The following is a 25148-nucleotide window of genomic DNA, read 5'->3' as shown; positions in this document are numbered from 1 at the left end:
CATCATCAGTCACGCAAATCCTGCGCGATGCTTTGCGTAAATCCGCCAGACCCGCTTTAATCGCGGGCAATTTCCCCTGCATATCCAAGGAACAGCAATGCGCCACCTGGACGGCACAACACAACCGCTTCTTTTGATCTTGCTGGCCGCACTGGCCTTGGCCGGCTGTTCGCCCAAGGAGCACTCCCGTGCCACTGTCATCAATGGCGAACAAGGCCGAGCCGGCGCGCAATTGGCTTATGAGCACGAGCTGACCCTGGCGCTGCCCGGCGCCCTGCTTGCACCGCGCATGCAGGCCACCCGCGAGGCCTGTGAGTCGGCACGCTTTGGCGCCTGCAATATTCTGGGCATCACCGAAGATGGCAACGGTGGCGAGATCATCCTGCGCATTGCACCCACCGGCGTGGAGCCGATGGTCGCGCTGGCCGCAGAAGGTGGAACACTCGGCCAGCGCATCACCACCGCCGAAGACCTGGCTGACGCGGTCGCCGATGTGCGCCGTCGCCAGGATCGCCTGCAAGCCCAGCAACAGCGCCTCGATGAGCTGGCCAAGCGCAAGGACATCAGCGTCAGCGACCTGATCGCTTTAACCAAGGAGCAGGCGGGCGTTGAAAACGAACTGCAGGCACTCGCCCAGGTCGCCGCCGGCCAACAACGCCGCCTTGATACTAACCGCGTGACCCTGAGTTTCCGTTCCTCCGATGGCGCGAACCAGCCGTCACGCTTCAGCCGGATCTTCAGCAACCTGGGCGACAACCTGGTGGACGGCACAGCAGATGCACTGGAACGCGCCAGCTATGTACTGCCGTTCGTGATCCTGGCGTTTCCGGTGATGTGGTTATGGGTCTGGTTATGGCGTCGGTTTGTGGTGGCTGGCAGGCGTACTGCTGCAAACGAGCTTTCTGTGGCGAGCGGGCTTGCCCCGCATTCGGCTGCCAAGCAGCCCCAGAACCAGGCACCGAGTGATGACTGACACACTGCGTTCGGCTTGACAGGGGGCTGCTTCGCAGCCCAACGCGGGGCAAGCCCGCTCGCCACAATAAGCCGCTCGCCACGACACGCCCGCCAGCGATAATCAGCGCTTCATGCAGCGCTGATACCGATCATCCACGCGCTTGGCGAACCACGCGGTGGTCAGGTTGCGAGTGATCTTCGGGCTCTTCAACACGATGCCTGGCAGTATCGCCCGTGGCATTGGCTTGCCGGCCGCTTTATCAGCCAGCGCGTACACGCGTTTGTAGAGGGTGGTCTCCTCAAAGTCCAATTGCTCACCCTTCTCCAACTGGCTGCGGATGGTCGGATTGCGCATGTCCAACTTGGCCCCCAGGGAGCGCACCGCCAACTCAGTGGTGCCCGGCAACAATGAGCCATAGCGAATCAAGTCGCCATCCAACGCCAGCTCGGTGCCAGTAATGCGGCTGACGGCAGCCTGGAACGCAGCGTTGCGGCTGGCGTACCAACCGGCGTTGAAGTCAGCAAAGCGGTACAGCGGCTGGTCATAACTGACCGGGTAGCCCAGCAAGTGGGCGATGCCGAAATACATGCCGCCGCGCCGCGTGAAGACTTCACGGCGAATCGTGCCGTCCACCGTGTAGGGATAACCCCGCGCCTGTTTCTGTGCAAAGTCGATGCTGACTTGCATCGGGCCTGCGGTATGCACCGGGTTGAAACCGCCAAATAAGGTATTACCCAGAGGCACCACGCTGATGAAATCGTCGAAGATTGCGCTCAGGTCCTTCTCCGTGCGTGCAGCACTCAAACGCTCGGCGTAGGACTTACCGGTAGGCGAGCGCAGTTGCAGTGCGCTGCGCACCACAAAGGCTGGCACATGGACCTTGCCGGCACGGCGCAGGATTTCATCCTGGGCGATCTTGCCCATGTTTGGCACCGGCGGGTCGACCTGGTAGGTGGACTCTTGCTCGGTGACTGCCAGCACAGCACAGATATTTTCGGTGCTGGGGTAGATTTTCTGAGTGTCGAAGGCGGTGTAGATGTCTTGTGCCCAGCCACCACGGTCCGGCACCGTCGCCGGCAGCAGGCGCACGATCTGCGCTTTCACCTCGGCCTCGCTACGCTCCGGCTGTTGCGGACTGCGTGAAGTGGAGCAACCGGCCAGCACCAGCAACGTGGTGAGGCACAGGATCAGGCGGCTTGAATACATGGGGCTTCCTTGGATAACGACGGGCCGGGCATTGCGGATATCGACAGGTAAGTCTAACCGGGGTTCGCCGACCTGCCGCACTCGCCAATCGCAAACTAACGTGACAGGATCTGTCATCGACCATTCCTACAAGGAGTTTGAATGCCATGCTCAGTGTGAACTTCCTCGTCACCTGCCTGATCGTCGTGCTGATCCCCGGCACCGGTGTGATCTTTACCGTCTCCACCGGCCTCACCGCCGGCAAGCGCGCCAGCGTATTTGCTGCGCTGGGTTGTACCGCAGGCATCCTGCCCCACTTGCTGGCATCGGTGCTCGGCCTCTCTGCCCTGCTGCACACCAGCGCGTTGGCGTTTGAAGTGCTCAGGTACGCGGGCGTTGCCTACTTGCTCTACCTGGCCTATGCCACCTGGCGTGATCGCTCGGCCTTCGCGATGAATGACGCACCGACTGCAACCACAGCGCGCGGCCTGATGATCCGTGGTTTCCTGTTGAACATCCTCAACCCCAAGCTGACGATTTTCTTCCTGGCCTTTCTGCCCCAGTTTGTTACCCCAGGCAGCATCTCGCCCGCCGTGCAAATGCTGGTACTGAGCGCAGTATTCATGGCGATGACGTTTGCGGTTTTCGTCATCTATGGCTTGTTGGCCAATGGCTTTCGCCGCGCCGTGATCGAATCGCCGCGCGTGCAGAACTGGTTGCGCCGCAGTTTTGCGGCAGCCTTTGCAGGGTTGGGTTTGAACCTGGCATTTGCGCAGCGCTGACAAGGACTACCGAAACGTCCCACGCAACACCCGGATAACCTCTACAGATACCACCTGAAAACCTCGGCAAAGTCCTTCGCCTGATCACACAGTGCGAGGGATTGCAGATGGTTTTTTCCGTTAAAGCCCCAGTTATTGGGGCTGTCTTTTGATCGCCCCCACCAGCCGACACATTGGCCTTCTGGTACTGGCCGTGATGGATTCAGAGACGCGAGACGTCGAATCCGTTCTCAGCGATTTCAAACGCTGCCTCAATACCTACGAGCTCTGGGCCGAAAGCTACATCAGCTTTTCGGCACTGGATGTCGATCAGGTATTCAAGGTCGGGGATGAGGTGGCACTCGTCGCGCCGATCAACCGCTCCATCCTGCCCAGCTCGGCCGTTGCGGTCTGCAAGCAGGACGGCACCCTGACCCTGGTGCACATGTTCCAGAGTTCTCAATTTGTACCCATCGGCAACACGCCAGTGGTGTTGCAAACCATCGACCCCAACGGTGGCCCCCTGGGCGACCCCATCAAAAAATTTATCGGCCCCAGTGGCATTCTGAAAATCACCGAGTGCGATCGTAACCAGAAGTACCGAGTCAATTTTTACCCCAACGTTTCTAAAGAACACTTCAAGGCCTTATATGCCTCCTATCAGTCGGTCATCACCTCGCTGGAGCACTGGCTGCGCACGGAGTGGCGCGCCACGTTCGGGCCACTGTGGAATAAATACTCCGAAGCAAACTTCCTCAAACGCTACCTCTTACTGCACCAGGCCTACGCCAAAGGGTTTGGCGATGCACTTGGCTCACTCTGGGACACGCTCAAACTGCTGTTTGAGTGGCTTACCCACCCACTGACATATGCCGAACAGCTGCTGCACTACCTGACCCAGGCCGAGTTCGGAAAGCTGCTGAATGTCAGCGCCGAAATGCTCGCGAAAGGTTTGCTGGTACTCAGTGATGAGCCTCTGCTGTTCATCTACCTGGCGGCAATGGTCAGTTGGATGCGGATGATGCCGCCGCCACTCATGAATGAGTTGCTGGGCTCGATCAGCCTTGAAGTGCTGATCAACGTGTTGCTGTGCCTTGCCACTGCCGGGATGGGCCTGGTGATACGCCTTGGCAGCAAGGTGCTGGGCAGCATCAAGTCTCATCGTGCGCGCCGGTGGCTGGAGCACATGGCCAAGCAGTTCGGAAAATCTCAGTTGGGTGAGCATGTTGAGGCGGCCAAGCCGATATTGCTCGGTAGCCCGGCAATCCAGATTCAGACGGTGCCAGTTGCGCCGTTAAAAGCTGGAGACAACCTGATTACGAACGCGGTGTCGATGGTTCGCAGCAAGACGCAGAAGACGGTGCTCGTGCGGCAAGAGTATGTCGATGATGTGCCTGTCGCTGCGAAAAATCCGCAGGGAGATGCGGCGGCGCCTGCCGACAAAACCGCCACCCATGGCTGCCCGGTGTCGATGGTCACCGGGGAGGAATTACTGACGCTTACCGATGGCGCGCTGGACGGGATATTGCCGTTTGAGTGGACGCGGTTGTATCGCACCAGTGCGGTGGAAGTGGATTGTGGGTTGGGGTTTGGCTGGAGTCATGCGCTGGCGCAGCGGTTGGTGGTGACGGGTGACTCGGTGGTTTGGACGGATCATGAGAATCGGTCGACTGCCCTGCCCTTGCCTACCGCCGCTCGACCGGCGATCACCAACAGCTTGGCTGAAGCGGCGATCTATTTGGGTACCCTGCCCGATGAGTTGGTGCTGGCCCAGGCGTCGCGTTTCTACCATTTCCGCGACGGTGTGCTGACAGCGATCAGCGACGCGTATGACAACCGGCTGCGGATTATTCGTGATCGTTTGGGGCGGATTGAGCGGCTGGATAACGGTGTAGGCCGGTCTTTGTTTTTGCGCTATGAACTGGGCCGCATTGTGGCGGTTGACTATCAGGTTCATCGCGCCAAAGGCCGTGAGCCGTATGTGTGGGTGACGGAGCAGAACGTCGTTTCCTACGCCTATGACGACGCTGGCCGATTGGTTTCGGCGACCAATGCTGTAGGTGAAAGCGAGGTTTATCGGTACGACGATCAGCACGTCATTCTTGAGCGGCAGCTGGCCGGTGGGGCGAGTTTCTTTTGGGCGTGGGAACGGTCTGGCAAGGCCGCGCGATGTGTTCGGCACTGGGCCAGTTTTTCGCAGATGGACACGCGGTATGCGTGGGAAGACGGCGGCAGGGTCACGGTTCACAACGCTGATGGTAGCCAGGAAGTGTATGTCCACGATCAGCGGGCGCGGCTGGTGCAGCGGATTGATCCCAATGGCGCGGAGCATTTCAAATCCTACGATGACAAGGGCCGGCTGACGGTTGAGCAGGATCCGCTGGGGGCGGTGACGGCGTATCAGTATGACGACGCCGGACGTTTGGTGGCGTTGTTTCCTGGGGAGGATGAGCCGACTTCCTACGAGCATGACAACGGGTTCGTACGGGTCGTACGGCGGGGTGAAGCGGTTTGGAAGTATGAGCGTAACGAACAAGGCGACGTTACGCGTCAGACAGATCCTGACGGCCACATTACAGACTACACCTACGACAAACACGGGCAGCTGATTGGGGTTTGGTACCCGGATAACGGGTCTCATCGGCTGGTCTGGAATGAGCGTGGACAGCTCGTTGAGGAACAACTGCCGAATGGTGGGGTTAAGCGTTATCGCTATGACGATGTTGGACGACAAGTTGCGCGTGAGGATGAGCATGGCGCGCTGACGAAGTATCAATGGGACGCCGCAGGGCGCTTGTTGAAACTCACCAAGCCCAATGGAGAGACGCGAGAATTCAGCTACAACCCCTACGGAAAAATCACCTCCGAACGTGATGAACTGGGCCACGTCACTCGTTACGAATATGCCGACGGTTTGCATCTGATCAGCCGCCGTCTCAACGCCGATGGCACCCAGGTTAAATACCGCTACGACAACGTGCGGTTATTGCTGACCGAAATCGAAAACGAAGTCGGCGAAACCTACCGGCTGGATTACCATCCCAACGGCCTGATCCAGCAGGAAATCGGCTTTGACGGCCAGCGTACGGCGTACGTCTACGACCTCAACGGCAACCTGCTGGTAAAGACCGAACACGGCGACGATGGCAGTCAGTTCATTACCCGCTACGAGCGAGACCCTTCCGGCCGCCTTGTACGAAAAACCCTGCCAGACGGTGGAGTGGTCGATTACGCCTACGACCGCCAGGGCAACCTCCTCAGCGTCGACGACGGCCACTGGGCGTTAGCCTACGAATACGACAGCCAAAACCGCCTCATCGCCGACCACCAAGGCTGGGGCACCCTGCGCTACGGCTACGACGCCTGCGGCCAACTGAAAAACCTGCGCCTGCCGGATAACAACCGCCTCACCTTCAACCACGACAAAAGCGGCCACCTCGCCACCGTCGAGCTGAATGGCAAAACCCTAACATCCCACCTCTTCAACACCGGAAAAGAGCGCCAACGCCAACAAGGCCAACTGCTCAGCCATTACGACTACGACGACCAAAACCGTCTACACGCCCACGCAGTCACCCAACAGGAGCACAAGCTCTACCGCCGCCACTACGACTACGACAAATCCGGCAACCTCACCCGCCTGCTCGATACGCGCAAAGGTGAACACCACTACCACTACGACCCCCTCGCCCGCCTGACTCGAGCGGATCACTCGCAAGACGTGCAAGAGCGCTTCGGCCACGACCCGGCCGGCAACCTGCTGATGCAGGACCGACCCGGTCCGGACATCGTGGCGGGAAATCGGTTGGTGATTCAGGGCGATCATCATTACGACTATGACGCGTTCGGCAATCTGATCCGCCAAAGACGCGGTAAAGGCCATCAACTTGTCACCGAATATCGCTACGACTGCCAGCACCGACTTATCGGCATTAGCCAGCCGAACGGGAAAACAGCCAGCTATCGCTATGACCCGTTTGGTCGGCGGATCAGCAAAACCGTCGACGACCTAACCACGGAGTTTTTCTGGCAAGGCGACAAGCTGGTTGCGGAGCATCACGCGGACAGGCATCGCAGTTATATCTACGAGCCGGACAGTTTCCGCCCGCTGGTCCTGCTGGAGGGCTTTGGTCCAAAAAATACCCAGCCGTTCCACTACCAACTCGACCACCTCGGCACCCCGCAGGAACTCACCGCCCCCGACGGCGAAATCGTCTGGTCCGCACACTACCGCGCCTATGGCCAGATCAGCCGCCTCGACATAAACAAAGTCGACAACCCGCTGCGCTTCCAAGGCCAATACTTCGACGAAGAAAGCGGGCTGCACTACAACCGCCATCGCTACTACAATCCAGATATTGGTCGTTACCTGACGCCGGACCCGGTGAAGCTGGCGGGTGGGATCAACGCGTACCGGTACGCGCCCAATCCTACAGGGTGGGTTGACCCGCTGGGATTGAACACATGCCCTGGTGAAGGTGGGTGCAAGCTTAAAGTAACATCTGCTGATGAGCCTTCGACAAAAGCGAACGTTTACAAAAACGAACCTGAACCACCACAATCAAGTGATGACGAGGACTACTTATTTCGGGGAGATAGGAAACATCCGGATGAAGTTTTTAGAACGGGGTTCAAGAGCAAGGGAGAAAGCAACGACCTTTACCTTCACGCTCTAAACAGTAACGATCCGCCTAGTAACTTTATAAGCACCTCTCCATCAAGACTCACCGCTATAGATTTTTCAACCGGGTTCGGCACGAGGGACGGATATTTATACGTTATAAAAAGCATACCGGGCCATGATGTAAATTTAGAACTCGGCAAAATGACACCATTCTCTAATGAGAAAGAATTTGCAATCCATCACAAAATAGACCCAGAGGACATTTTGGGCATGACACCTGTAAAAAGTGACGGAAGCTATGTAGGGTACTCAATTCCCAACCGGAACAAGAAATAGTATGAATACGCAAAAAATAAAAGTAGCTATCGGCAATCAGAGATTGGAAGTTACCGTTAAATATAGTGTTGAGAATCTCTCAATGACATTTTCCGAGGCTGAAAATTTCAAAAAAATCTACACGGGAAAGGATATTTTTGTGTGCTTAGCGAAGGTCAGGGCAGACTTCCCTCATATTACATTTCTTTGTAAGGGAGCAAAAATAAATGTCATGCCGTCGAGAATGGCCTCTCAAATGAGCAATGGGCTTGTTGCATATGAAATGACATTAGGCAAACAAGCATCACGGGCTGATATTGTTCATATATTTGATTATGAAGAAAATAACCTAACGAACAACCCACAAGAACAAGTGGATTTTTTCAAAAGCTGGATAAAATCATTAGATGCAAGCGGTTATGAGAAATTCAACTAATACAATAAATCATTAAAAACGGAACACGTGAAAACGCAATCATCGAATACGAAGGGTGCAAACCCATCCTTTACCTACTGATGAGCGATGAAACACGAAGCGCCTACACAGCACTGGACCTCTACGACTGCTTCGGTTTAATGAGGGCAGACTTTAAACATATTAAGTTTTTATGCAAGGGCGCAAAAATCAATGTCCACCCATGAGGGATGTCTTCGCATATGTCTACCGGACTTGTCGCCTACGAGATGACTATGGGAGTTCCGGACGGTGAGCTTGTGCCTATTTTCTCTTATGAAGAGAGCGATCTCACCAACGACATACGGGAGCAACACGATTTTTGCTAAAACTAGGCTGACTCGGTATAGGTGCAGTTAGAAGCGCCTGCGGCGAGCAACCTCTCTCGCCACAGGATCACAAGCCCAAATCAAATCCCCGCCAACGCCAAATCCATCGCAAAGTAAGTAAAAATCAAATCCGCACCCGCACGCTTGATCGACCCCAACGTTTCGCGCACCACCCGCGCCTCATCAATCGCCCCTGCCTGGGCACCAAACTTGATCATCGCGTACTCACCACTCACCTGATACGCCGCCACCGGCAAACGCGAGGCTTCGCGGATGTCGCGGATGATGTCGAGGTAGGCACCGGCTGGCTTGACCATCAGCGCGTCTGCGCCTTCCTGTTCATCGAGCAGCGATTCGCGCACGGCTTCGCGGCGGTTCATGGGGTTCATCTGGTAGCTTTTGCGGTCGCCTTTGAGCGCGCTGCCGCCGGCTTCGCGGAACGGGCCGTAGAGGGCCGAAGCGAATTTGGTGGAGTAGGCCATGATCGGAATATGCGTGAAGCCCGCATCGTCCAGGGCGCGGCGGATCGCTTGGACTTGACCGTCCATGGCGGCGGACGGTGCGATCACATCAGCACCGGCGCGGGCGGCGGCTACGGCTTGTTTGCCGAGGTTGACCAGGGTCGCGTCGTTGTCGACGTGGGCGCCGTGCATCACGCCGCAATGGCCGTGGTCGGTGTATTCGCAGAAGCAGGTGTCGGACATCACGATCATTTCCGGCACGGCATCCTTGATGATCGAGGACATGCGCGAGACCAGGCCGCGTTCTTTCCAGGTGTCGCTGCCGTTGGCGTCCAGGTGGTGGGACACGCCGAACGTCATTACTGACTTGATCCCGGCGCGGGCATAGCGCTCGATCTCAGCGGCCAATTTCTTTTCAGGAATACGCTGCACACCCGGCATGCTGGTGATCGGCACAAAGTCGTCAATTTCTTCTTCGACGAAAATCGGCAGTACCAAATCGTTGAGGGTGAATTCGGTTTCCTGGAACAAGCCACGCAGCTCCGGAGAGCGGCGCAGGCGGCGTGGACGGGCTTGGGGGAACTGGCTGGTCATGGCTGTCCTGAATAGCGGCAGAAATAGTTGGGGCGAAAGCTTATGCCCCTTGGCCCCGGCAGCACAAACGCCAAGGGGCCAACAGTGTATTGCGCAGCTCGTAACAATTCATTGATCTAGAGCTGTACTCGCCCTTCGATGCACACCGCAACCGCACCACCGACCCAGACGTCATCGCCATGGCGATCCACGCGTATACGCCCGGCGCGCCCCATGGCCGTGCCTTGGCTGACCACGTAACAGTCGGGCGCCAGCCCCTCGCTCAACAGCCATTGGGCAATACCGGCATTCAGGCTGCCAGTGGCGGGGTCTTCCTGAGCGCCGTCGCCGGCGATAAAGCCGCGGACTTCGAAGTGCGTGTCCACGGCGTCGCGCGCCGGGTCACAAGCTGCAATGACGCCAATCGCCAGACCGTGCAGTTGCGAGTAGTCCGGGCGCAAAGCAAGCACTTGGTCACGATCGGCCAACATCACCGCCAGCCAGCCCGCGCCATTGTCGACCCATCGACTGCTCACGATGGCTTCGGGCGCCAGGCCCAAACCCAGGCGCACGCGCTCAAGCAGCGGTGCATCCACCGGGCCGGTGCGCAACAACGGCGGCGCAATGAACGCCAACTCGCCGCCTTCACGACGGACACGCACCAGGCCGATTTCGCACTCCTGGATAATCTCATCGCCCTTCGGCACGCCGCCCGCCTGCAACCAGGCATGGCAACTGCCCAGCGTCGGGTGCCCGGCGAACGGCAGCTCTGTGAGCGTGGTGAAAATTCTTACCCGATAGTCAGCCCGAGGATCACGCGGCGTCAGCAAAAACGTGGTCTCGCTCAGGTTGGTCCAGTTAGCAAAATCGGCCATCTGCTGGTCAGTAAGGCTGTCAGCGCCCAGCACCACTGCCAGTGGGTTGCCCTTGAGCGAAACGCTGCTGAATACATCCAGTTGCTTGAAATCAAAAGTCGGCATGCTTCAACGCTCTAGGGTCACGCAGGTATGTTCAAGCCACGAATTACCGCCGGACGTGCGACAAAGCCGTCCAGCGCGCGCAGCACATTAGGAAAGTCGGCGATGCCAACCAGATCGCCGGACTCATAAAAGCCGATCAGGTTGCGAATCCACGGAAAGGTGGCGATGTCGGCGATGCTGTACTCGTCACCCATGATCCAGGTGCGGCCCAGCAGGCGTTTTTCCAGCACTTCCAGTAATCGCCGGGACTCGGCGACGTAGCGATCACGCGGTCGTTTATCTTCGTACGCCTTGCCGGCAAATTTGTTGAAGAACCCGACCTGGCCGAACATCGGGCCGATACCGGCCATCTGGAACATCAGCCATTGAAGGGTTTCATAGCGGGTGGCCGGGTCTTCGGAAAGCAGCTGGCTGGTTTTTTCCGCCAGGTAAATCAGGATCGCACCGGATTCGAACAACGCCAGCGGCTGACCGCTCGGGCCGTTGGGGTCGATGATCGCGGGAATCTTGTTATTGGGGTTCAGCGACAGAAATTCCGGGGACAACTGGTCCTGGGTCTCGAAACTGACCTTGTGCGCCTCGTAGGGCAGGCCCAGCTCTTCAAGCATGATCGACACTTTGACGCCGTTGGGCGTGGGCAGCGAATAGAGCTGCAAACGCTCCGGATGCTGGGCGGGCCATTTGCTGTTGATCGGGAAAGCGGCGAGTGCATTCATCGGGAAATCCCCAGGCGGAAAGTCCCCATGATAGCCACCCCACCGCCGTCCTGCATGGGTCATCATTGCGCAACATAACCACGCTATCGTGCGCGCAGGCGAACCAAAATGCCGATATGCACTCTTAAGTGCGCCATTACGGTGAAAGGAGACACCCTGTTACATCGACACGGAAAAACCGCAGGACGCCGGATGCGTCGCTGGGTCCCGGCTTGTCCGCCTTAATCCGATGCACTGAAGACTCGAACCTAATGACAATCAAGCCTCTGTGCCTTGCGCAACGCCTTAAACGTTACTCATACATCATGTTGCCGCTGCTTTTGGCAGGCGGCGCCATCGGCCTGAGCCTGGAGTCGCGCATCAGCAGCGCTGGCCCGGTGGATGGCGTGCAAACCCTGGTATTTCTACGCCACGGCGAAAAACCCGTCGGCGGCCTCGGCCAGCTCAATTGCCAGGGTCTGAACCGCGCAATGAACCTGGCCACCGTGCTGCCGGAGAAATTCGGCAAAGCCAATTTCGTGTTTGCGCCCAACCCGACGCGTAATGTCGAAGAAGGCGAGCACGATAATTCCTACAGCTACATTCGACCGCTGATGACCATCAGCCCCAGCGCGATCAAGCTGGGCCTACCGGTAAACATCAAATTCTCGGCCAACGACACCAGCGCCCTCGCCGACGAACTGGTGGAAGACAAGTATCACAACGCGATCATCTACACCGCCTGGTCGCACGGCTACCTGCCGGAATTGATCAACAAAGTCGCCAGTGAGGCTTCGGGTGAAAAACACACCATCACCGACGATTGGTCGGGCAGTGACTTCGACACGCTGTATGTGCTGACGCTGACCTGGCACAACGGCAAGGCGTCGCTGCTGAGCCGCAACTACAAGCAAGGCCTGGATAACGGCCAGCAGACATGCCCGGATGCAACTCAGGTCAGCGCAGATATCTGAAGCCGGCGCGGCACAAGCGTATGATGCGTCGCTATTGAATCATCTGCGGATCAGCACCATGCCCAACCTCCTCTCCACCCAGCCCAACCGGGGCTGGTCGTTCTGGTGGAAACCAGCGCTGTTCCTGCTGGTGGCCTGCATCGGCCTCTACTACGTTAAATGGTCGCCCTACTACCTCAAGGCATTCGTCGCGGCGGATAACCACAGCATCGGTGCCTCGATTCTCAATGACCAGCAAACCGCGCCCCTGACCGCCGCGCTGGCCTACGCCCAGGTGTATTTCCTGGCGATCTGGAAAGCTGCGGTTCTGGCGGTGATTCTGGGTTCGCTGCTGCAAGTGTTGATTCCCCGCGACTGGCTGCTGCGCCTGTTTGGCCGTGCCGGGCTGGGTTCGACCCTGCGCGGTGGGCTGTTCGCCCTGCCGGGGATGATGTGCAGTTGCTGCGCCGCACCTGTGGCGGCGGGCATGCGCCGTCAAAACGTGTCGGTGGGTGCGGCGTTGGCGTTCTGGATCGCTAACCCGGTGTTGAATCCGGCAACGCTGGTGTTCATGGGCTTTGTATTGGGCTGGGGCTTTACCGCATTGCGGCTGGTGGCGGGGATTGTGCTGGTGGTCGGGGTGTCGTTGGTGGCACAGCGCATTGCCCGGCCCGATCAGGTGCCCGAAGCCGCATTGAACGCGGTCGCCGACGCCAGCCTGAGCGAATCGCAACCGTTCCTGAGCCGCTGGTTGCGCACCTTGTGGCAGCTGTTCTGGAGCACGATCCCGATCTACATCATTGCCGTGCTGGTACTGGGCGCCGCGCGGGTCTGGCTGTTTCCCCATGTCGATGGGGCCATGGCCAACAGCCTGATGTGGCTGGTGCCACTGGCAATCGTCGGTACGCTGTTCGTGATTCCTACAGCCGCCGAAATCCCTATCGTACAAACCATGATGACCCTGGGCATGGGCACCGGTCCGGCCGTGGCCTTACTGATGACCCTACCGAGCGTGAGCCTGCCGTCACTGTTGATGCTGCGCAAGGATTTCGATGCGCGAGTGCTGGTGACGGTGGCCGTGCTGACCATGGTAGTGGGCGTGGTGTGCGGGTTGATCGGGGCGGTCATCCTGTAGATTTCGGGTGAGGTTAAAGGCGCTTTCGCGAGCAAGCCCGCTCCCACATTTGACCGCGTTTATCCAATAGGAACATGGTCGAAATGCCGGGGCGGGCTTGCTCGCAAAAGAGGCCCTTAACCACCGCTGATTATTCTGCCTTGCCACTGCGCTCGCGCAAGTACTCCACCACGGCGCCCTGCTCGCCCGCAAACTCGATCCGCGCACCTTTGCGTTCTCGCTGAAAGGCATACATCGGGTCGTAATACTCACGCAGCAAACCTTCGATCCACACCCGGTGCAGGTCCACTGCACCACTGCGGGCCTGTTCCGCCAGGGCATCTTGCAAGATCGCCTGCAGCCGCTGGAAGCGCTCGCCACCCAGGCGTTTATGGATATTGGCCAGGCTCTGGGTCAAGCGCTCGGCGAACAGTGCCTGACCGCTTTCGCCAAACACCTGAATGAACTCGGCGCAGAGGTCGACCACATAATCCCGCAGGATTCGTTCTACGCGGCCTTCAACGCTGTCTTCCAACCACACCATCGAAAACGTCTGCATGCTCTGGTGCAAGGGTAACGGCAGCGCACAGCTGCCGATCATGCGGCTTTCGTCCTCGACCACGAATTGCTCGATACCACCCGCGCGTTTTTTTAGCAGGTCCACAGCCAAACGGTTTTCGAAGTCGATGTTGGACGGCTGCGCGGTGGCGCGCTTGCCAAAGCTGGAGCCGCGATGGTTGGCGTGGCCTTCCAGGTCCAATGCGTTGCGCAATTGGCCGAGCACTTCGGTCTTGCCGGTGCCGGTCATGCCGCCAAGCAGCACAAAATCACACTGCGCAGTCGCCTGCTCCAGCGTTTCCAGCAGGAAAGTACGCATGGCCTTGTAGCCACCGCCGACTCGCGGGTACTCGATACCGGCTTCGGTCTTCAACCATTGCTGCACGATCTGCGAACGCAGCCCACCGCGGAAGCAGTACAAGTAGCCCTCAGGGTGGGCCTCGGCAAACTGCGCCCACTGTTCAATACGCTCGGCCTTGATCGCGCCGGACACCAGTTCATGCCCCAGCACGATAGCGGCTTGCTGGCCTTGCTGTTTGTAACAGGTACCGACCCGCTGGCGCTCGTCGTCGGTCATCAGCGGCAGGTTGACCACACCGGGGAATGCGCCTTTGGTGAACTCGATCGGCGCGCGGGTATCCATCATCGGCCGGTCGTTGAGGAAGATGTCGCGGTAGTCGGTGATGTCAGTTGCCATCAAAACACCTCTACCGCGTGGGTCTGTCGCTCAACCAGTTCGCCGATGGGCTCAAGGCTCAGGTCCAGTTCGGCGGCCACGGTGTGGAATTCGGCGTCGCCTTCGGGGGTAACGGCGATCAGCAGGCCGCCGCTGGTTTGCGGGTCACAGAGCACGCGCTTGTGCAGTTCTTGCAGGCGCCCGAGCTTGCTCGAATAACTGTCGAAGTTACGCAAGGTGCCACCGGGCATACAGCCTTGATCGAGGTAGTCCTCGATCCCGGCCAGGCGTGGGACCTTTTGGTATTCGATGCGCGCCGTGAGACCACTGCCGTCAGCCATTTCCACTAGGTGCCCCAACAGACCGAAACCAGTGACATCGGTCATGGCGGTTACGCCGGCCAACTTGCCGAAACGACTACCAGGTTTGTTGAGCGTGCACATCCAGTCACGGGCCAGGCCGATATCCGCTTCGCGCAGTTTGCCCTTCTTCTCGGCAGTGGTGAGGATACCGATGCCCATAGGCTTGGTCAGGTACAGCTTGCAGCCGGCAGTAGCGGTGTCGTTACGCTTCATGTGGCGTTTTTGCACGATGCCGGTGACGGCCAGACCAAAGATCGGCTCTGGCGCATCAATGGAGTGCCCACCGGCCAACGGAATGCCGGCGGCGTCGCACACCGAACGGCCGCCACGGATGACTTCGCGGGCAACTTCCGGCGCCAGTACATTCACTGGCCAACCCAGAATGGCGATGGCCATCAACGGGTCGCCGCCCATGGCGTAGATGTCGCTGATTGCGTTGGTGGCGGCAATACGGCCGAAGTCGAAGGGATCATCGACAATCGGCATGAAAAAATCGGTGGTGGAGACCACGCCGCGCTCGTCATCGATGGCGTACACCGCCGCGTCGTCGCGTGAGGCGTTGCCGACCCACAGGTTGGGGTCGAGGTTCTGTGCGCCGCTGCCGGCAAGAATCACTTCCAGCACTTGCGGTGAAATCTTGCAGCCGCAACCCGCGCCGTGGCTGTACTGGGTGAGGCGAATCGGCTCGTTCATGGTGGACCTCAAGGTAACAAGTGCGCAGATTCTATCAGACAGCAAAAAGCCGGCTGGGCACTTGTGAGCTCAGCCGGCTTTTTGTGTTTCTGGCGTTACTGCCTCGCGGCGAGCAAACGCTGGTGGCGATTGCGTCGTGCGATGTTCAAGCACTCAATCGCTGCCGAGAACGCCATGGCCGCATACACGTAGCCTTTTGGCACATGGGCGCCGAAGCCTTCGGCGATCAGCGTCATGCCGATCATGATCAAAAAGCCCAGAGCCAGCATGACCACGGTCGGGTTGTCGTTGATGAACTTGGCCAACGGTTCAGCCGCCACCAGCATCACGATCACCGAAACCACCACAGCAATGATCATGATCGGCAAGTGCTCGGTCATGCCCACGGCGGTGATGATGCTGTCGATGGAGAACACCAGGTCGAGCAGCAGGATCTGGCCGATGGCCGCGGCGAAGCCAATGGTCACGGCATTGCTGACGGTTTCTTTCGCCTCTGGCTCGGGGTCCATGCTGTGATGGATTTCGGTGGTCGCCTTCCACACCAGGAACAGGCCACCGGCGATCAGGATCATGTCCTTCCACGAAAACGCCTGGCCGAAGATTTCGAACACCGGTGCCGTCAACTGCACGATAAACGCGATGGTACTCAACAGGCCCAGGCGCAATACCAACGCCATGCTGATACCAATGCGGCGTGCCTTGGCCCGATGCTTCTCGGGTAATTTGTTGGTGAGAATCGAGATAAAGATCAGGTTGTCGATGCCCAGCACGATTTCCATCACGATCAAGGTGGCCAGTGCGACCCAGGCGGTGGGGCTGGCGGCCAGTTGTAAAAGGTAATCCATAGGTCAGTCCTGACGTTGTGCTGGGAAGTTAGGCTTCTTTGCTGTTCGATTCGGGTTCTTTTTCTTCCTGATCATCCTTTTTTTGCGGGCTGATCAAGCCTTGTGTCGCTTCACTCAATGCCTGCTCGGCGGCCTTATGGGTGTCATCGATGGCTTGCTTGGCGGAATCAGTGGCCTTGCCGAGCACTTGCTGGGCGCTTTTTTCCACCTGATCACAGCCGCTGACCACTATCAATGAAAGCGCAAGCAATGACGCGGCGCCCAGGGAATTGAGTTTCATGATGTATTCCTCGTTAGAACCAGCGGGTCCAAATAGTGGCCCCTCGATAGCGAGGCATTCTATGCAGGCGAACAGTTCAGGAAAATTCGTATTTTTCTGACGTATACTTCGTTTTTTACGAAGTGTAGACCGTGATGCTCAATTACCGACAACTGCATTACTTCTGGGTAGTGGCCAAGACCGGCAGCATCGTGCGCGCCTGTGAGCAATTGAACCTCACGCCGCAGACCATCAGCGGTCAGATCAGTCTGCTTGAGCAAACCTTTGGTATCGGGCTGTTTCAACGCGTCGGGCGCCAGTTGGAACTGACTGAGGCCGGGCGCCGCGCCCTGCCCTACGCCGAGCAGATGTTCCAGACCGGTAATGAGCTGGAGGCGTTGCTGCGCGCAGAGCCAAACGAACAGCAGATCCTGTTCCGGGTCGGCGTCGCGGACGTGGTGCCTAAATCCATCGTGTACCGGCTGATCGCGCCGACCATGGAGCTGAGCGAACCGATCCGCATCACCTGCCGCGAAGATAAACTCGACCGCCTGCTGGCCGACCTGGCGATCCAGCGCCTGGACTTGGTGATTTCCGACAGCCCCATGCCCACACACCTGGACATCAAGGGCTACAGCCAGAAGCTGGGTGAATGCGGTATCAGTTTTTTCGCCACCCAGGCATTGGCTGACAGGTATGGCGGCGATTTCCCACAATGCTTGCAGGGCGCACCGCTGTTGATTCCGGGCGCCGAGACGGTGGTGCGCAGCCGCTTGCAGCGCTGGTTTGCCGAGCAGAAGATCCAACCGAAGATCATCGGCGAGTTCGACGACAGCGCCTTGATGCAGGCATTCGGGCAATCCGGCAGCGGCATTTTTATTGCCCCCAGCGTGATTGCCGATGAGGTGGTGCGCCAGTATGGCGTGGCACTGATGGGCCAGACCGATGCGGTCACCGAGTCGTTTTACGCGATCTCGGTGGAACGCAAAATCAAGCACCCCGGCATTGTGGCGATTACCGAAGGGGCAAGGCGCGAGCTGTTTACCGCCCTGCCCTGAGGGTTCAGGCGTGGGATGCGACCGGTTGCCTGGCGGTCATCAGCCACAGCGCCAGCAAGATCGACACCAGGATAAAACCGGACGCCGCAAAACCCAGGCTGCCAAGGCCGAGGGTGTCGATCACATGCCCGCCGACCATTGCGCCCAAGCCGATCCCAAGGTTGGCGCCAGCAATATTCAACGACGCGGCAAACGCCGGGGCATGGGGCGCGGCCTTCATCAACCGCACATGGCTGACCAGGAACATCGCCGCCTGGGTCACGCCCCACACGGCCATCGCCGCCGCCAGGCCAATCGTTGAGTGAATTGCCGGAACCAAGGCCACCATGCCTGCGATCATGAACCCGCAGAACACCATGGAGGCGATCAAGGGGTGGCGATCCACTGCGCGCCCGCCCAGGGAGTTGCCGAGCAGGCCGACCGCGCCAAAGCCCATCAGGCACCAGCCCACCAGGGTGCCGTCGAACCCGGCCAGGCGCTCGAGGATGTCGGCCAGGTAGGTGTAAGCGGTGAACATGCCGCTGAACACCAGGATCGACAGCAGAATATGGCCTTGCATCACCGGGTTGCGCAGGATCTTGAACTGCGAGCGCAGGGTGACTTGATCGTTCTTCGGCTTAGTCACCGGCAGGTAGATAAACAGCAGCAACGCCTTGGCCAACGCCACCACGGCGAGGATCGCGAACGCAGTGCGCCAGCCGAACATGTCCGAAATCAATGTGCCCACTGGAATGCCGAACACGGTGGCGCAGACGATGCCAAAGCCAATCTTTTCGATGGCGCGCCCGGCGTATTCAGGGCCAACGATATCCACTGCGGTTTCACTGGCCAAGGCCCAGAACACCGGCAGCCCCAACGCGGGGATCAACCGTGCCACTGCCATCACCCAAATATTCGGCGCCAGCGCGGCCACCGTATTGGCCACGCCAAACATGATCAGAATGCTGATGAACAAACGCTTGCGCCCGAAGCGCGCGAAGTACGCCGTGAGAAACGGGCCAAACGCCGCCACGGTAAAGGCAAACAAGGTCACCAGCAGCCCGGCCTGGGACACGGTGACATCCAAGTCCCGGGCAATGGACGGCAACAGGCCGACGATAATGAATTCTGTGGTCAGCACGGTGAAGCCGGCGGCCGACAGCAGCAGGATGGGAAACAGCATGAAAACTCCAGAAACGACGACATCAACGACAGCCCGAGGGGCTCGCTGACGGATAGGAAAGGTGAGAGGCGAGAATGTTAACAGAGTATGTCGGGATTTGGCCAAGGCCCGCAGGCGCGGGTGACCGAATGCCGCATCGCACGGAACACTTTGTACAGCGTGCTAGACTCCGCGCCCCGCGCCCCGCGTCCTACAGCCCGTTATGCGTGCGCCGCTGTGCCTTCAAAAAAATAGAGACATGTGTTTATGACTGCTGCCCCTTCCCTCCTGCAACGACTGGCTCGCGTCAGCCTGGTCACGCAAATCATCCTCGGCCTGGTCGCCGGCATCCTTCTCGCGTTGTTCGCGCCAGAGGCGGCCAAGGCCACCGGTTTTATCGGCAAGGTGTTTGTCGCCGCGCTCAAGGCCGTGGCGCCGATTCTGGTCTTCGTGTTGGTGATGGCATCGATTGCCAGTCATAAACACGGCCAGGAAACCCATATCAAGCCGATCCTGTTTCTGTACCTGCTAGGCACATTCGCTGCCGCCGTGGTCGCAGTGATTGCCAGCACGTTGTTCCCCTCGATGCTGGTGCTCGCCACCCACGATGCCAGCGTCAGTGCGCCCGGCGGCATCGGCGAGGTGCTGCAAAGCCTGTTGCTCAGTGTGGTGGATAACCCGGTCAGCGCACTGATGAACGCCAACTTCATCGGCATTTTGGCCTGGGCCATCGGCATGGGCATCGCGATTCGTCACGCGGGTGAAACCACCCGCACCGTGCTGGAGGATTTGTCCAACGGCGTGACACTGATCGTGCGCATGGTGATTCGCTTCGCACCGCTTGGCATCTTCGGCCTCGTGGCCTCAACCTTGGCCACTTCGGGCTTCGGCGCCCTGCTCGGCTACGTTCACCTGCTGATGGTGCTGATCGGCTGCATGCTGTTCGTGGCGCTGGTAGTGAACCCGGCCATCGTGTTCTGGAAACTGCGCCGCAACCCGTACCCGCTGGTGCTGATGTGCCTGCGTGAGAGCGGCATTACTGCTTTCTTCACCCGCAGTTCGGCGGCAAATATTCCGGTGAACCTGGCGCTGAGTAAACGCCTGGGCCTGCATGAAGACACCTACTCGGTGTCGATTCCGCTGGGCGCCACCATCAATATGGCCGGTGCGGCAATTACCATCACCGTGCTGACACTCGCAGCGGTTCACACCCTCGGCATTGCCGTCGACCTGCCGACCGCCGTGCTGCTCAGCGTAGTCGCGGCGATCTGTGCGTGTGGGGCGTCGGGTGTGGCCGGTGGCTCGCTGCTGTTGATTCCACTGGCGTGCAGCCTGTTTGGTATTCCCAGCGAAGTCGCCATGCAGGTGGTGGCCGTCGGTTTCATCATCGGCGTGCTGCAGGATTCGGCGGAAACCGCGCTCAACTCGTCCACCGATGTGCTGTTTACCGCTGCGGCGTGCCTGGGCAAGGATGAGCAATTGGCTTAACCGTCAGGCATGAAAAAGCCCGGGGCGTTCGATCAAGAACAACCCCGGGCTTTTTTATGGGCTTAGAAAGCGCCCATGTAATCACGCTTGCCCACTTCCACACCGTTGTGACGCAGCAAAGCGTAAGCGGTAGTGACGTGGAAGAAGAACTGCGGCAGGCCGTAGGTCAGCAGGTAGGACTGGCCGCTGAAGCGCTTTTCTTTCGGCGTGCCTGGGCGGGTGATGATCTCGATGCCTTCCTTGCCGTCGATTTGCTCAGGCTTGATGGTGTCGACAAATGCCAGCACCTTGGCGATCAGTGCTTGCAGGTCGGCGAAGGTCACTTCGCTGTCTTCGTATTTCGGCACTTCGATCTCGGCCAGACGCGCGGAAACGCCTTTGGCGAAGTCGACAGCGATCTGGACCTGGCGCACCAGCTGGAACATGTCCGGAAACAAACGCGCCTGCAGCAAGGCGTTTGGCTCGATGTTCTTGGCGGTGGCGTGGGCTTCGGCTTTGTTCAGCACATCGCTCAGGGCGTTGAGCATTTGCTTGAAGACCGGGATGGAGGCGGCGTACAGGGAAATAGTCATGAGAGTCTCACGGTAATGGCAGGGTTTGGAACCAGCGGCGATTATAGACATGCCAGCCGCGCGTGCCGCTTGTCTTTTATTTTTTCAGGATTAGGCTAGTGGGTTCACTGCATAGGGAAAGCGCGATGACCGCCGAGCACGACACCGAGACCCCTGAGCCGCGCCTGACCAGCACGGAAATCCGCATCCTGGGCTGCCTGATCGAGAAACAGGCGACCAACCCGGAAACCTACCCGCTGACCCTTAACGCCCTGGTGCTGGCGTGCAACCAGAAGACCAGCCGCGAACCGGTGACGAACCTCAGCCAGGGCCAGGTCGGCCAAAGCCTGCGCGCGCTGGAAGGCCAGGGTTTTACCCGCCTGGTGATGGGGAGCCGCGCCGACCGCTGGGAACATCGCGTGGACAAGGCGCTGGAGCTGGTGCCGGCCCAGGTGATCCTGATCGGGCTGCTGTTTCTGCGCGGGCCACAGACGGTCAATGAATTGCTGACTCGCAGCGGACGCATGCATGATTTTGAAGACGCCGAGCAAGTCGTACACCAGCTGGAGCGTTTGATCGCGCGCGGGCTGGCGGTGCTGGTGCCGCGTCAGGCCGGGCAGCGCGAAGACCGTTATACCCATGCGCTGGGGGACCCGGCGGATATCGAGGTGATTCTGGCGGCACGGGGGAATCCGGTGGAGCGGTCAACGGGGGCGGTTTCTCTGGATCGTATCGAAGAGCTTGAATCCCGAATCGCAGCGCTTGAAGAACGCCTGGCACACCTGGAACAGGCATAACTCGATCAACAATGTGGGAGCGGGCTTGCTCGCGAATACGGTGTGTCAGTCGACGAATGTGCCCACTGAACCACCGCCTTCGCGAGCAAGCCCGCTCCCACATTTGGATCTGCGCAGGCGTTAATTTCGGGCGAAGGCCACTGCGGCCTGAAACTGTTCATCCGTTGGCCGCACGCCGGTGTACAGCACAAATTGCTCCAACGCCTGGATCGCGATCACTTCAAGCCCGGTAATTACTCGCTTGCCTTTGGCCCGCCCGCGCACGATCAGCGGCGTTTCGGCGGGAATCGCCACGACATCGAAGACGGTATCGGCGGCATCCACAGCTTCTGCTTCAAACGCCAGTTGATCCGCCTCTGCCCCACCGGTCATGCCGATCGGTGTCACGTTGACCAACATCTGCGGGCGCAAGTCCCCCAGCTCTGCCTGCCATTCGTAGCCCAGGCTGTGCGCCAAGGCCCGACCGGCCACTTCGTTACGCGCCACAATCACGCCATGGGCGTAACCACCGTCGCGCAAGGCACTGGCCACGGCCTTGGCCATTCCGCCGCTGCCGCGCAGGGCAAAGGTGGATTGCTTCGGTACCGCGTGCTTTTTCAGCAGTTGCTCGACGGCGATGTAGTCGGTGTTGTAGGCCTTGAGATGGCCGTTGGTGTTGACGATGGTGTTGAGGGAGGCAATGGCCTTGACCGAGTCGTCCAGCTCATCGACCAACGCAATGCTGGCTTCCTTGAATGGCATGGAAACGCCGCAACCGCGAACGCCCAGTGCGCGTATACCGCCGATCGCGCCGGGTAAATCCTGGCTGCTGAAGGCTTTATAGTAGAAGTTCAGACCCAACTGTTCATACAGATGGTTATGGAAACGCAAGCCAAAATTCCCGGGGCGCGCCGACAATGACATACACAGCTGGGTGTCCTTGTTGGGGTGCATCTGCATGGAAAACTCCTTTGAGTAAGCAATTGGGTACAGACCTTACACAACCTTTACCTATCGGCTGTGCTGTTTTTCAGAAATACGTTGTCTTAAAAGTATCCCCGCGACAATCCTTGAGTCTATTGATTGCAGACCACAAGCGCAGGGGCTAACCGAGGAATGACCATGATTCGTAAAATCCCCAAAATCGCCTTGCTTATCGGCGCACTCGCTATGGCAGGCCAAGCCTCCGCCCACGGTGGTGGTTGGGGTGGCCCGGCCGTGTTGGGTGCTTTAGTCGGCGCAGCCGTTGTCGGCTCGGTGGTTGCCAGCCAATCCCAGCCGGTCTACGTGCAGCAACCGGTCTACGTTCAGCCGCAACCGGTATATGCCGCGCCTCCTCCGGTCTACTACGCGCCGCCACCACCGGTGTATGTGCAACAGCAGGTTTATTATCGCCCGGCGCCGGTTTATTACGGCCCACCACGTGGTTACTACGGCCCTCCCCATGGCTATTACGGCCGCGGCTGGTAACACGCAATTGACATCACAGGATCAGGCCCCGCTTACCCGCGGGGCCTTTTTTTTGCCTCAAAGGTCCGGATTTACCCTGCAAAGGTCGCTGTGAGGACAATGCTCGAGGCGTAATCGCACATGATTATGGCTAATGTCTACTTGCTCGAACGAGGCTTGCGCTGTCATGTTTGTGTCACGAAACCCTCTCACTATTGATTCTGTCCAGCCAATAACAATTAAGGACGACTGACCATGCCCACGCAAAACCCGCACCGCACCGCCGGCCTGTGCACGTCCAGTAAGGTCTACAGTGCACTCACAGAGCTCAAGCACCTTGAAGGCCATCGCAGCGCGAAGTTCCTGGCGTTATTGGCGCAAAACCTGGTGCACAAGGGGCTGCTCAGTGAGCAGGAAGTGGTGATCATGCTTGATCAAGTGGTGGATTGACGTCTTGTGTTGATGACGACTATCGAGCCGGTTGATTTTTCCTTCGGCACGTAGCGCCGTAAGGTGGCCTCCATAGCAATTGGAGGCCTCTATGCCCACTGTTCAGATCATGTCCGTTATCGGCAGCGCCGTTCCCGCCCCTCTTCGCAAGCTGGGGCTGCTGGCTTGCTGGTACCTGGTGCGCGATGGCGAGCCCATCAGCGGCCCACTCACCTCGTTATCAGCGGCCGAAAAGCAGCTTCAACAAGCGTCGAGCTTCAGACTGCACGCCTGAAGCTCGCCTTCTGTAACCGCTAAGGCAGCGGCAGCTTGACCCGCGGTTTGCTTTCGACAAACAGCGCCCAGCTCGACATAAACAACGCCGCCACCAGCGGCCCGATCACAAACCCGTTCAGGCCAAACACCGACAGCCCGCCCAGGGTCGAGATCAGGATCAGGTAATCCGGCATCTTGGTGTCCTTGCCCACCAGGATCGGGCGCAGTACGTTGTCCACCAAGCCGATCACGAATACGCCGAACACCGCCAGCACCACGCCCTGCCAGATCGAACCGCTCAACAGGAAGTAGATGGCCACCGGGCCCCACACAATCCCTGCGCCCACGGCAGGCAGCAGCGACAGAAACGCCATCAACACCGCCCAGAGCAACGCGCTGGGGATATCCAGAAACCAGAAAATCAAACCGCCCAGCGCGCCTTGAGTGACGGCCACCAGCACGTTGCCTTTGACCGTGGCCCGCACCACGCGATTGAACTTGAGCTGCAAACGGCGCTTTTGCGGCTCGGCCAGCGGCACCGCCGTGCGCACTTTGCGCACCAGCTCCGGACCGTCGCGCAGCAGAAAAAACAGCAGGTACAGCATGATGAAAAAGCTCACCAGGAAATCAAACGTGCCCTGGCCAAAGCTGAACGCCTGAGTCGCAAAGAACTGGCTGCCCTGCATTGCACTCTTGACGATCTTTTCCCGCAGGCCTTCCAGGTTGCCCATGCCAAAGCGATCCAGCAGGTGCTGGAAGTATGGCGGCAGGACATTCTTGAATTGCTCGATATACCCCGCCACGTCCAACTTGCCGCTCTCAATATTTTTGTACAGGGTCGCGCCCTCTTGCACCAGCAGCACACTGGTAATGATCACCGGCAAAATCGCAATGATCAGGCACACCGTCAGCGTCGCCAGGGACGTAAGGTTGCGGTTCCAGCCGAACCGCTGTTGCAGGCGCCGCTGCATCGGGGCAAAGATAATGCCGAGAATCACCGCCCAGAACACCGCGCCGTAAAACGGCAGCAATATCCAGATAAAGGCGATGGTCACCAGGGCCAGCAGCAACAACAGGGTTTTGAATTGCAGGTTGGTTTGATTCATGTCCGGTCCATGTCAGAAAAGCCAAGGCCCTGTGCAGGCCCTGTTGCTTAGTCCGCTGCGAATGCTGGGAGTGCCATCGTTT

The 25148-nt window shown here is 58.8% G+C and carries 24 protein-coding genes; 12 read left to right on the top strand and 12 right to left on the bottom strand.

The window, feature by feature from the left end:
* Positions 1 to 97 precede the first annotated feature (97 nt).
* On the top strand, positions 98 to 973 hold the full coding sequence (locus C4J83_RS10665; RefSeq protein ID WP_124416981.1) for a DUF4349 domain-containing protein: 876 nt from the start codon (positions 98 to 100) through the stop codon (positions 971 to 973).
* Between the two features lie 102 nt (positions 974 to 1075).
* Here the strand turns inward: C4J83_RS10665 and C4J83_RS10660 are convergent, their stop codons facing one another.
* The gene (locus C4J83_RS10660) at positions 1076 to 2161 is read right to left on the bottom strand and encodes a DUF1615 domain-containing protein (RefSeq protein ID WP_124416980.1); all 1086 of its coding nucleotides are present in this window, start codon (positions 2159 to 2161) and stop codon (positions 1076 to 1078) included.
* A 146-nt stretch (positions 2162 to 2307) separates the two neighbouring features.
* Between C4J83_RS10660 and C4J83_RS10655 the strand changes: the two genes are divergently transcribed.
* From C4J83_RS10655 to C4J83_RS10645, 3 genes are all read left to right on the top strand, one after another.
* Positions 2308 to 2922 carry a LysE family translocator gene (locus C4J83_RS10655; protein WP_124416979.1) on the top strand — a complete coding sequence of 205 codons (615 nt, stop codon included), beginning with the start codon at positions 2308 to 2310 and terminating at the stop codon, positions 2920 to 2922.
* 196 nt (positions 2923 to 3118) lie between these two features.
* Positions 3119 to 7861 (top strand): RHS repeat-associated core domain-containing protein, encoded by a 4743-nt coding sequence (locus C4J83_RS10650; protein ID WP_124418851.1) that lies wholly within the window; start codon positions 3119 to 3121, stop codon positions 7859 to 7861.
* Between the two features lies 1 nt (position 7862).
* Positions 7863 to 8276, top strand: coding sequence for a hypothetical protein (locus C4J83_RS10645; protein WP_124416978.1), 414 nt, complete (start codon positions 7863 to 7865; stop codon positions 8274 to 8276).
* A gap of 427 nt (positions 8277 to 8703) precedes the next feature.
* Here the strand turns inward: C4J83_RS10645 and hemB are convergent, their stop codons facing one another.
* The 3 genes from hemB to C4J83_RS10625 all read right to left on the bottom strand — a co-directional run bounded on the left by hemB (position 8704) and on the right by C4J83_RS10625 (position 11353).
* Positions 8704 to 9678 carry a porphobilinogen synthase gene (hemB, locus tag C4J83_RS10635; RefSeq protein WP_124416977.1) on the bottom strand — a complete coding sequence of 325 codons (975 nt, stop codon included), beginning with the start codon at positions 9676 to 9678 and terminating at the stop codon, positions 8704 to 8706.
* Between the two features lie 116 nt (positions 9679 to 9794).
* On the bottom strand, positions 9795 to 10637 hold the full coding sequence (locus C4J83_RS10630) for a PhzF family phenazine biosynthesis protein (RefSeq protein ID WP_124416976.1): 843 nt from the start codon (positions 10635 to 10637) through the stop codon (positions 9795 to 9797).
* A 17-nt stretch (positions 10638 to 10654) separates the two neighbouring features.
* Positions 10655 to 11353, bottom strand: coding sequence for a glutathione S-transferase N-terminal domain-containing protein (locus C4J83_RS10625; protein ID WP_119739452.1), 699 nt, complete (start codon positions 11351 to 11353; stop codon positions 10655 to 10657).
* A 251-nt stretch (positions 11354 to 11604) separates the two neighbouring features.
* On the opposite strand from C4J83_RS10625, the gene C4J83_RS10620 reads away from it, so the two are divergent.
* Together C4J83_RS10620 and C4J83_RS10615 are read left to right on the top strand one after the other, a co-directional pair.
* A complete protein-coding gene (locus C4J83_RS10620) occupies positions 11605 to 12306 on the top strand; it encodes a histidine phosphatase family protein (protein WP_106580104.1) in 702 nt (233 codons plus the stop codon).
* 58 nt (positions 12307 to 12364) lie between these two features.
* Complete coding sequence (locus C4J83_RS10615) at positions 12365 to 13420, top strand: permease (RefSeq protein WP_106580111.1); 1056 nt, start codon at positions 12365 to 12367, stop codon at positions 13418 to 13420.
* 130 nt (positions 13421 to 13550) lie between these two features.
* On the opposite strand, the gene mnmH is transcribed toward C4J83_RS10615, so the two are convergent.
* From mnmH to C4J83_RS10595, 4 genes are all read right to left on the bottom strand, one after another.
* Positions 13551 to 14654: a tRNA 2-selenouridine(34) synthase MnmH gene (mnmH, locus tag C4J83_RS10610; protein WP_124416975.1), complete on the bottom strand. Its 1104-nt coding sequence runs from the start codon at positions 14652 to 14654 to the stop codon at positions 13551 to 13553.
* Positions 14654 to 15688, bottom strand: a complete 1035-nt coding sequence (gene selD, locus C4J83_RS10605) for a selenide, water dikinase SelD (RefSeq protein ID WP_124416974.1) — start codon at positions 15686 to 15688, stop codon at positions 14654 to 14656. The genes mnmH and selD overlap by 1 nt, the downstream gene beginning before the upstream one ends.
* A gap of 95 nt (positions 15689 to 15783) precedes the next feature.
* A complete protein-coding gene (locus tag C4J83_RS10600; protein WP_124416973.1) occupies positions 15784 to 16533 on the bottom strand; it encodes a TerC family protein in 750 nt (249 codons plus the stop codon).
* 28 nt (positions 16534 to 16561) lie between these two features.
* Positions 16562 to 16813: a hypothetical protein gene (locus C4J83_RS10595; RefSeq protein ID WP_124416972.1), complete on the bottom strand. Its 252-nt coding sequence runs from the start codon at positions 16811 to 16813 to the stop codon at positions 16562 to 16564.
* A gap of 134 nt (positions 16814 to 16947) precedes the next feature.
* Between C4J83_RS10595 and nhaR the strand changes: the two genes are divergently transcribed.
* A complete protein-coding gene (nhaR, locus tag C4J83_RS10590) occupies positions 16948 to 17850 on the top strand; it encodes a transcriptional activator NhaR (RefSeq protein ID WP_124416971.1) in 903 nt (300 codons plus the stop codon).
* A 4-nt stretch (positions 17851 to 17854) separates the two neighbouring features.
* On the opposite strand, the gene C4J83_RS10585 is transcribed toward nhaR, so the two are convergent.
* Positions 17855 to 19012: an MFS transporter gene (locus C4J83_RS10585; protein ID WP_124416970.1), complete on the bottom strand. Its 1158-nt coding sequence runs from the start codon at positions 19010 to 19012 to the stop codon at positions 17855 to 17857.
* 246 nt (positions 19013 to 19258) lie between these two features.
* On the opposite strand from C4J83_RS10585, the gene sstT reads away from it, so the two are divergent.
* Positions 19259 to 20479 (top strand): serine/threonine transporter SstT, encoded by a 1221-nt coding sequence (gene sstT / locus C4J83_RS10580; protein ID WP_106580097.1) that lies wholly within the window; start codon positions 19259 to 19261, stop codon positions 20477 to 20479.
* Between the two features lie 62 nt (positions 20480 to 20541).
* Here sstT and C4J83_RS10575 read toward each other — a convergent pair whose 3' ends face one another.
* On the bottom strand, positions 20542 to 21051 hold the full coding sequence (locus tag C4J83_RS10575) for a DUF1993 domain-containing protein (RefSeq protein WP_053255427.1): 510 nt from the start codon (positions 21049 to 21051) through the stop codon (positions 20542 to 20544).
* A gap of 125 nt (positions 21052 to 21176) precedes the next feature.
* Between C4J83_RS10575 and C4J83_RS10570 the strand changes: the two genes are divergently transcribed.
* A complete protein-coding gene (locus tag C4J83_RS10570; RefSeq protein ID WP_124416969.1) occupies positions 21177 to 21827 on the top strand; it encodes a YceH family protein in 651 nt (216 codons plus the stop codon).
* Between the two features lie 120 nt (positions 21828 to 21947).
* Here the strand turns inward: C4J83_RS10570 and C4J83_RS10565 are convergent, their stop codons facing one another.
* Positions 21948 to 22766, bottom strand: a complete 819-nt coding sequence (locus C4J83_RS10565) for a shikimate 5-dehydrogenase (RefSeq protein ID WP_124416968.1) — start codon at positions 22764 to 22766, stop codon at positions 21948 to 21950.
* 156 nt (positions 22767 to 22922) lie between these two features.
* On the opposite strand from C4J83_RS10565, the gene C4J83_RS10560 reads away from it, so the two are divergent.
* From C4J83_RS10560 to C4J83_RS10550, 3 genes are all read left to right on the top strand, one after another.
* On the top strand, positions 22923 to 23276 hold the full coding sequence (locus C4J83_RS10560) for a hypothetical protein (RefSeq protein WP_053255424.1): 354 nt from the start codon (positions 22923 to 22925) through the stop codon (positions 23274 to 23276).
* Positions 23277 to 23510: 234 nt separating this feature from the next.
* Positions 23511 to 23705 (top strand): hypothetical protein, encoded by a 195-nt coding sequence (locus C4J83_RS10555; protein ID WP_106580094.1) that lies wholly within the window; start codon positions 23511 to 23513, stop codon positions 23703 to 23705.
* A gap of 91 nt (positions 23706 to 23796) precedes the next feature.
* A complete protein-coding gene (locus C4J83_RS10550; RefSeq protein WP_106580093.1) occupies positions 23797 to 23979 on the top strand; it encodes a hypothetical protein in 183 nt (60 codons plus the stop codon).
* 19 nt (positions 23980 to 23998) lie between these two features.
* On the opposite strand, the gene C4J83_RS10545 is transcribed toward C4J83_RS10550, so the two are convergent.
* Positions 23999 to 25066, bottom strand: a complete 1068-nt coding sequence (locus C4J83_RS10545; RefSeq protein WP_106580092.1) for an AI-2E family transporter — start codon at positions 25064 to 25066, stop codon at positions 23999 to 24001.
* Positions 25067 to 25148: the final 82 nt, after the last annotated feature.

This window comes from Pseudomonas sp. LBUM920, assembly GCF_003852315.1.
GTDB lineage: Bacteria > Pseudomonadota > Gammaproteobacteria > Pseudomonadales > Pseudomonadaceae > Aquipseudomonas.
This window is presented reverse-complemented; position numbering and strand designations above follow the sequence as displayed.

Coding starts and splice junctions, on each gene's coding strand:
- C4J83_RS10665 (WP_124416981.1), top strand. CDS start 98: ATGCGCCACCTGGACGGCACAACACAACCGCTTCTTTTGATCTTGCTG.
- C4J83_RS10660 (WP_124416980.1), bottom strand. CDS start 2,161: ATGTATTCAAGCCGCCTGATCCTGTGCCTCACCACGTTGCTGGTGCTG.
- C4J83_RS10655 (WP_124416979.1), top strand. CDS start 2,308: ATGCTCAGTGTGAACTTCCTCGTCACCTGCCTGATCGTCGTGCTGATC.
- C4J83_RS10650 (WP_124418851.1), top strand. CDS start 3,119: ATGGATTCAGAGACGCGAGACGTCGAATCCGTTCTCAGCGATTTCAAA.
- C4J83_RS10645 (WP_124416978.1), top strand. CDS start 7,863: ATGAATACGCAAAAAATAAAAGTAGCTATCGGCAATCAGAGATTGGAA.
- hemB (WP_124416977.1), bottom strand. CDS start 9,678: ATGACCAGCCAGTTCCCCCAAGCCCGTCCACGCCGCCTGCGCCGCTCT.
- C4J83_RS10630 (WP_124416976.1), bottom strand. CDS start 10,637: ATGCCGACTTTTGATTTCAAGCAACTGGATGTATTCAGCAGCGTTTCG.
- C4J83_RS10625 (WP_119739452.1), bottom strand. CDS start 11,353: ATGAATGCACTCGCCGCTTTCCCGATCAACAGCAAATGGCCCGCCCAG.
- C4J83_RS10620 (WP_106580104.1), top strand. CDS start 11,605: ATGACAATCAAGCCTCTGTGCCTTGCGCAACGCCTTAAACGTTACTCA.
- C4J83_RS10615 (WP_106580111.1), top strand. CDS start 12,365: ATGCCCAACCTCCTCTCCACCCAGCCCAACCGGGGCTGGTCGTTCTGG.
- mnmH (WP_124416975.1), bottom strand. CDS start 14,654: ATGGCAACTGACATCACCGACTACCGCGACATCTTCCTCAACGACCGG.
- selD (WP_124416974.1), bottom strand. CDS start 15,688: ATGAACGAGCCGATTCGCCTCACCCAGTACAGCCACGGCGCGGGTTGC.
- C4J83_RS10600 (WP_124416973.1), bottom strand. CDS start 16,533: ATGGATTACCTTTTACAACTGGCCGCCAGCCCCACCGCCTGGGTCGCA.
- C4J83_RS10595 (WP_124416972.1), bottom strand. CDS start 16,813: ATGAAACTCAATTCCCTGGGCGCCGCGTCATTGCTTGCGCTTTCATTG.
- nhaR (WP_124416971.1), top strand. CDS start 16,948: ATGCTCAATTACCGACAACTGCATTACTTCTGGGTAGTGGCCAAGACC.
- C4J83_RS10585 (WP_124416970.1), bottom strand. CDS start 19,012: ATGCTGTTTCCCATCCTGCTGCTGTCGGCCGCCGGCTTCACCGTGCTG.
- sstT (WP_106580097.1), top strand. CDS start 19,259: ATGACTGCTGCCCCTTCCCTCCTGCAACGACTGGCTCGCGTCAGCCTG.
- C4J83_RS10575 (WP_053255427.1), bottom strand. CDS start 21,051: ATGACTATTTCCCTGTACGCCGCCTCCATCCCGGTCTTCAAGCAAATG.
- C4J83_RS10570 (WP_124416969.1), top strand. CDS start 21,177: ATGACCGCCGAGCACGACACCGAGACCCCTGAGCCGCGCCTGACCAGC.
- C4J83_RS10565 (WP_124416968.1), bottom strand. CDS start 22,766: ATGCAGATGCACCCCAACAAGGACACCCAGCTGTGTATGTCATTGTCG.
- C4J83_RS10560 (WP_053255424.1), top strand. CDS start 22,923: ATGACCATGATTCGTAAAATCCCCAAAATCGCCTTGCTTATCGGCGCA.
- C4J83_RS10555 (WP_106580094.1), top strand. CDS start 23,511: ATGCCCACGCAAAACCCGCACCGCACCGCCGGCCTGTGCACGTCCAGT.
- C4J83_RS10550 (WP_106580093.1), top strand. CDS start 23,797: ATGCCCACTGTTCAGATCATGTCCGTTATCGGCAGCGCCGTTCCCGCC.
- C4J83_RS10545 (WP_106580092.1), bottom strand. CDS start 25,066: ATGAATCAAACCAACCTGCAATTCAAAACCCTGTTGTTGCTGCTGGCC.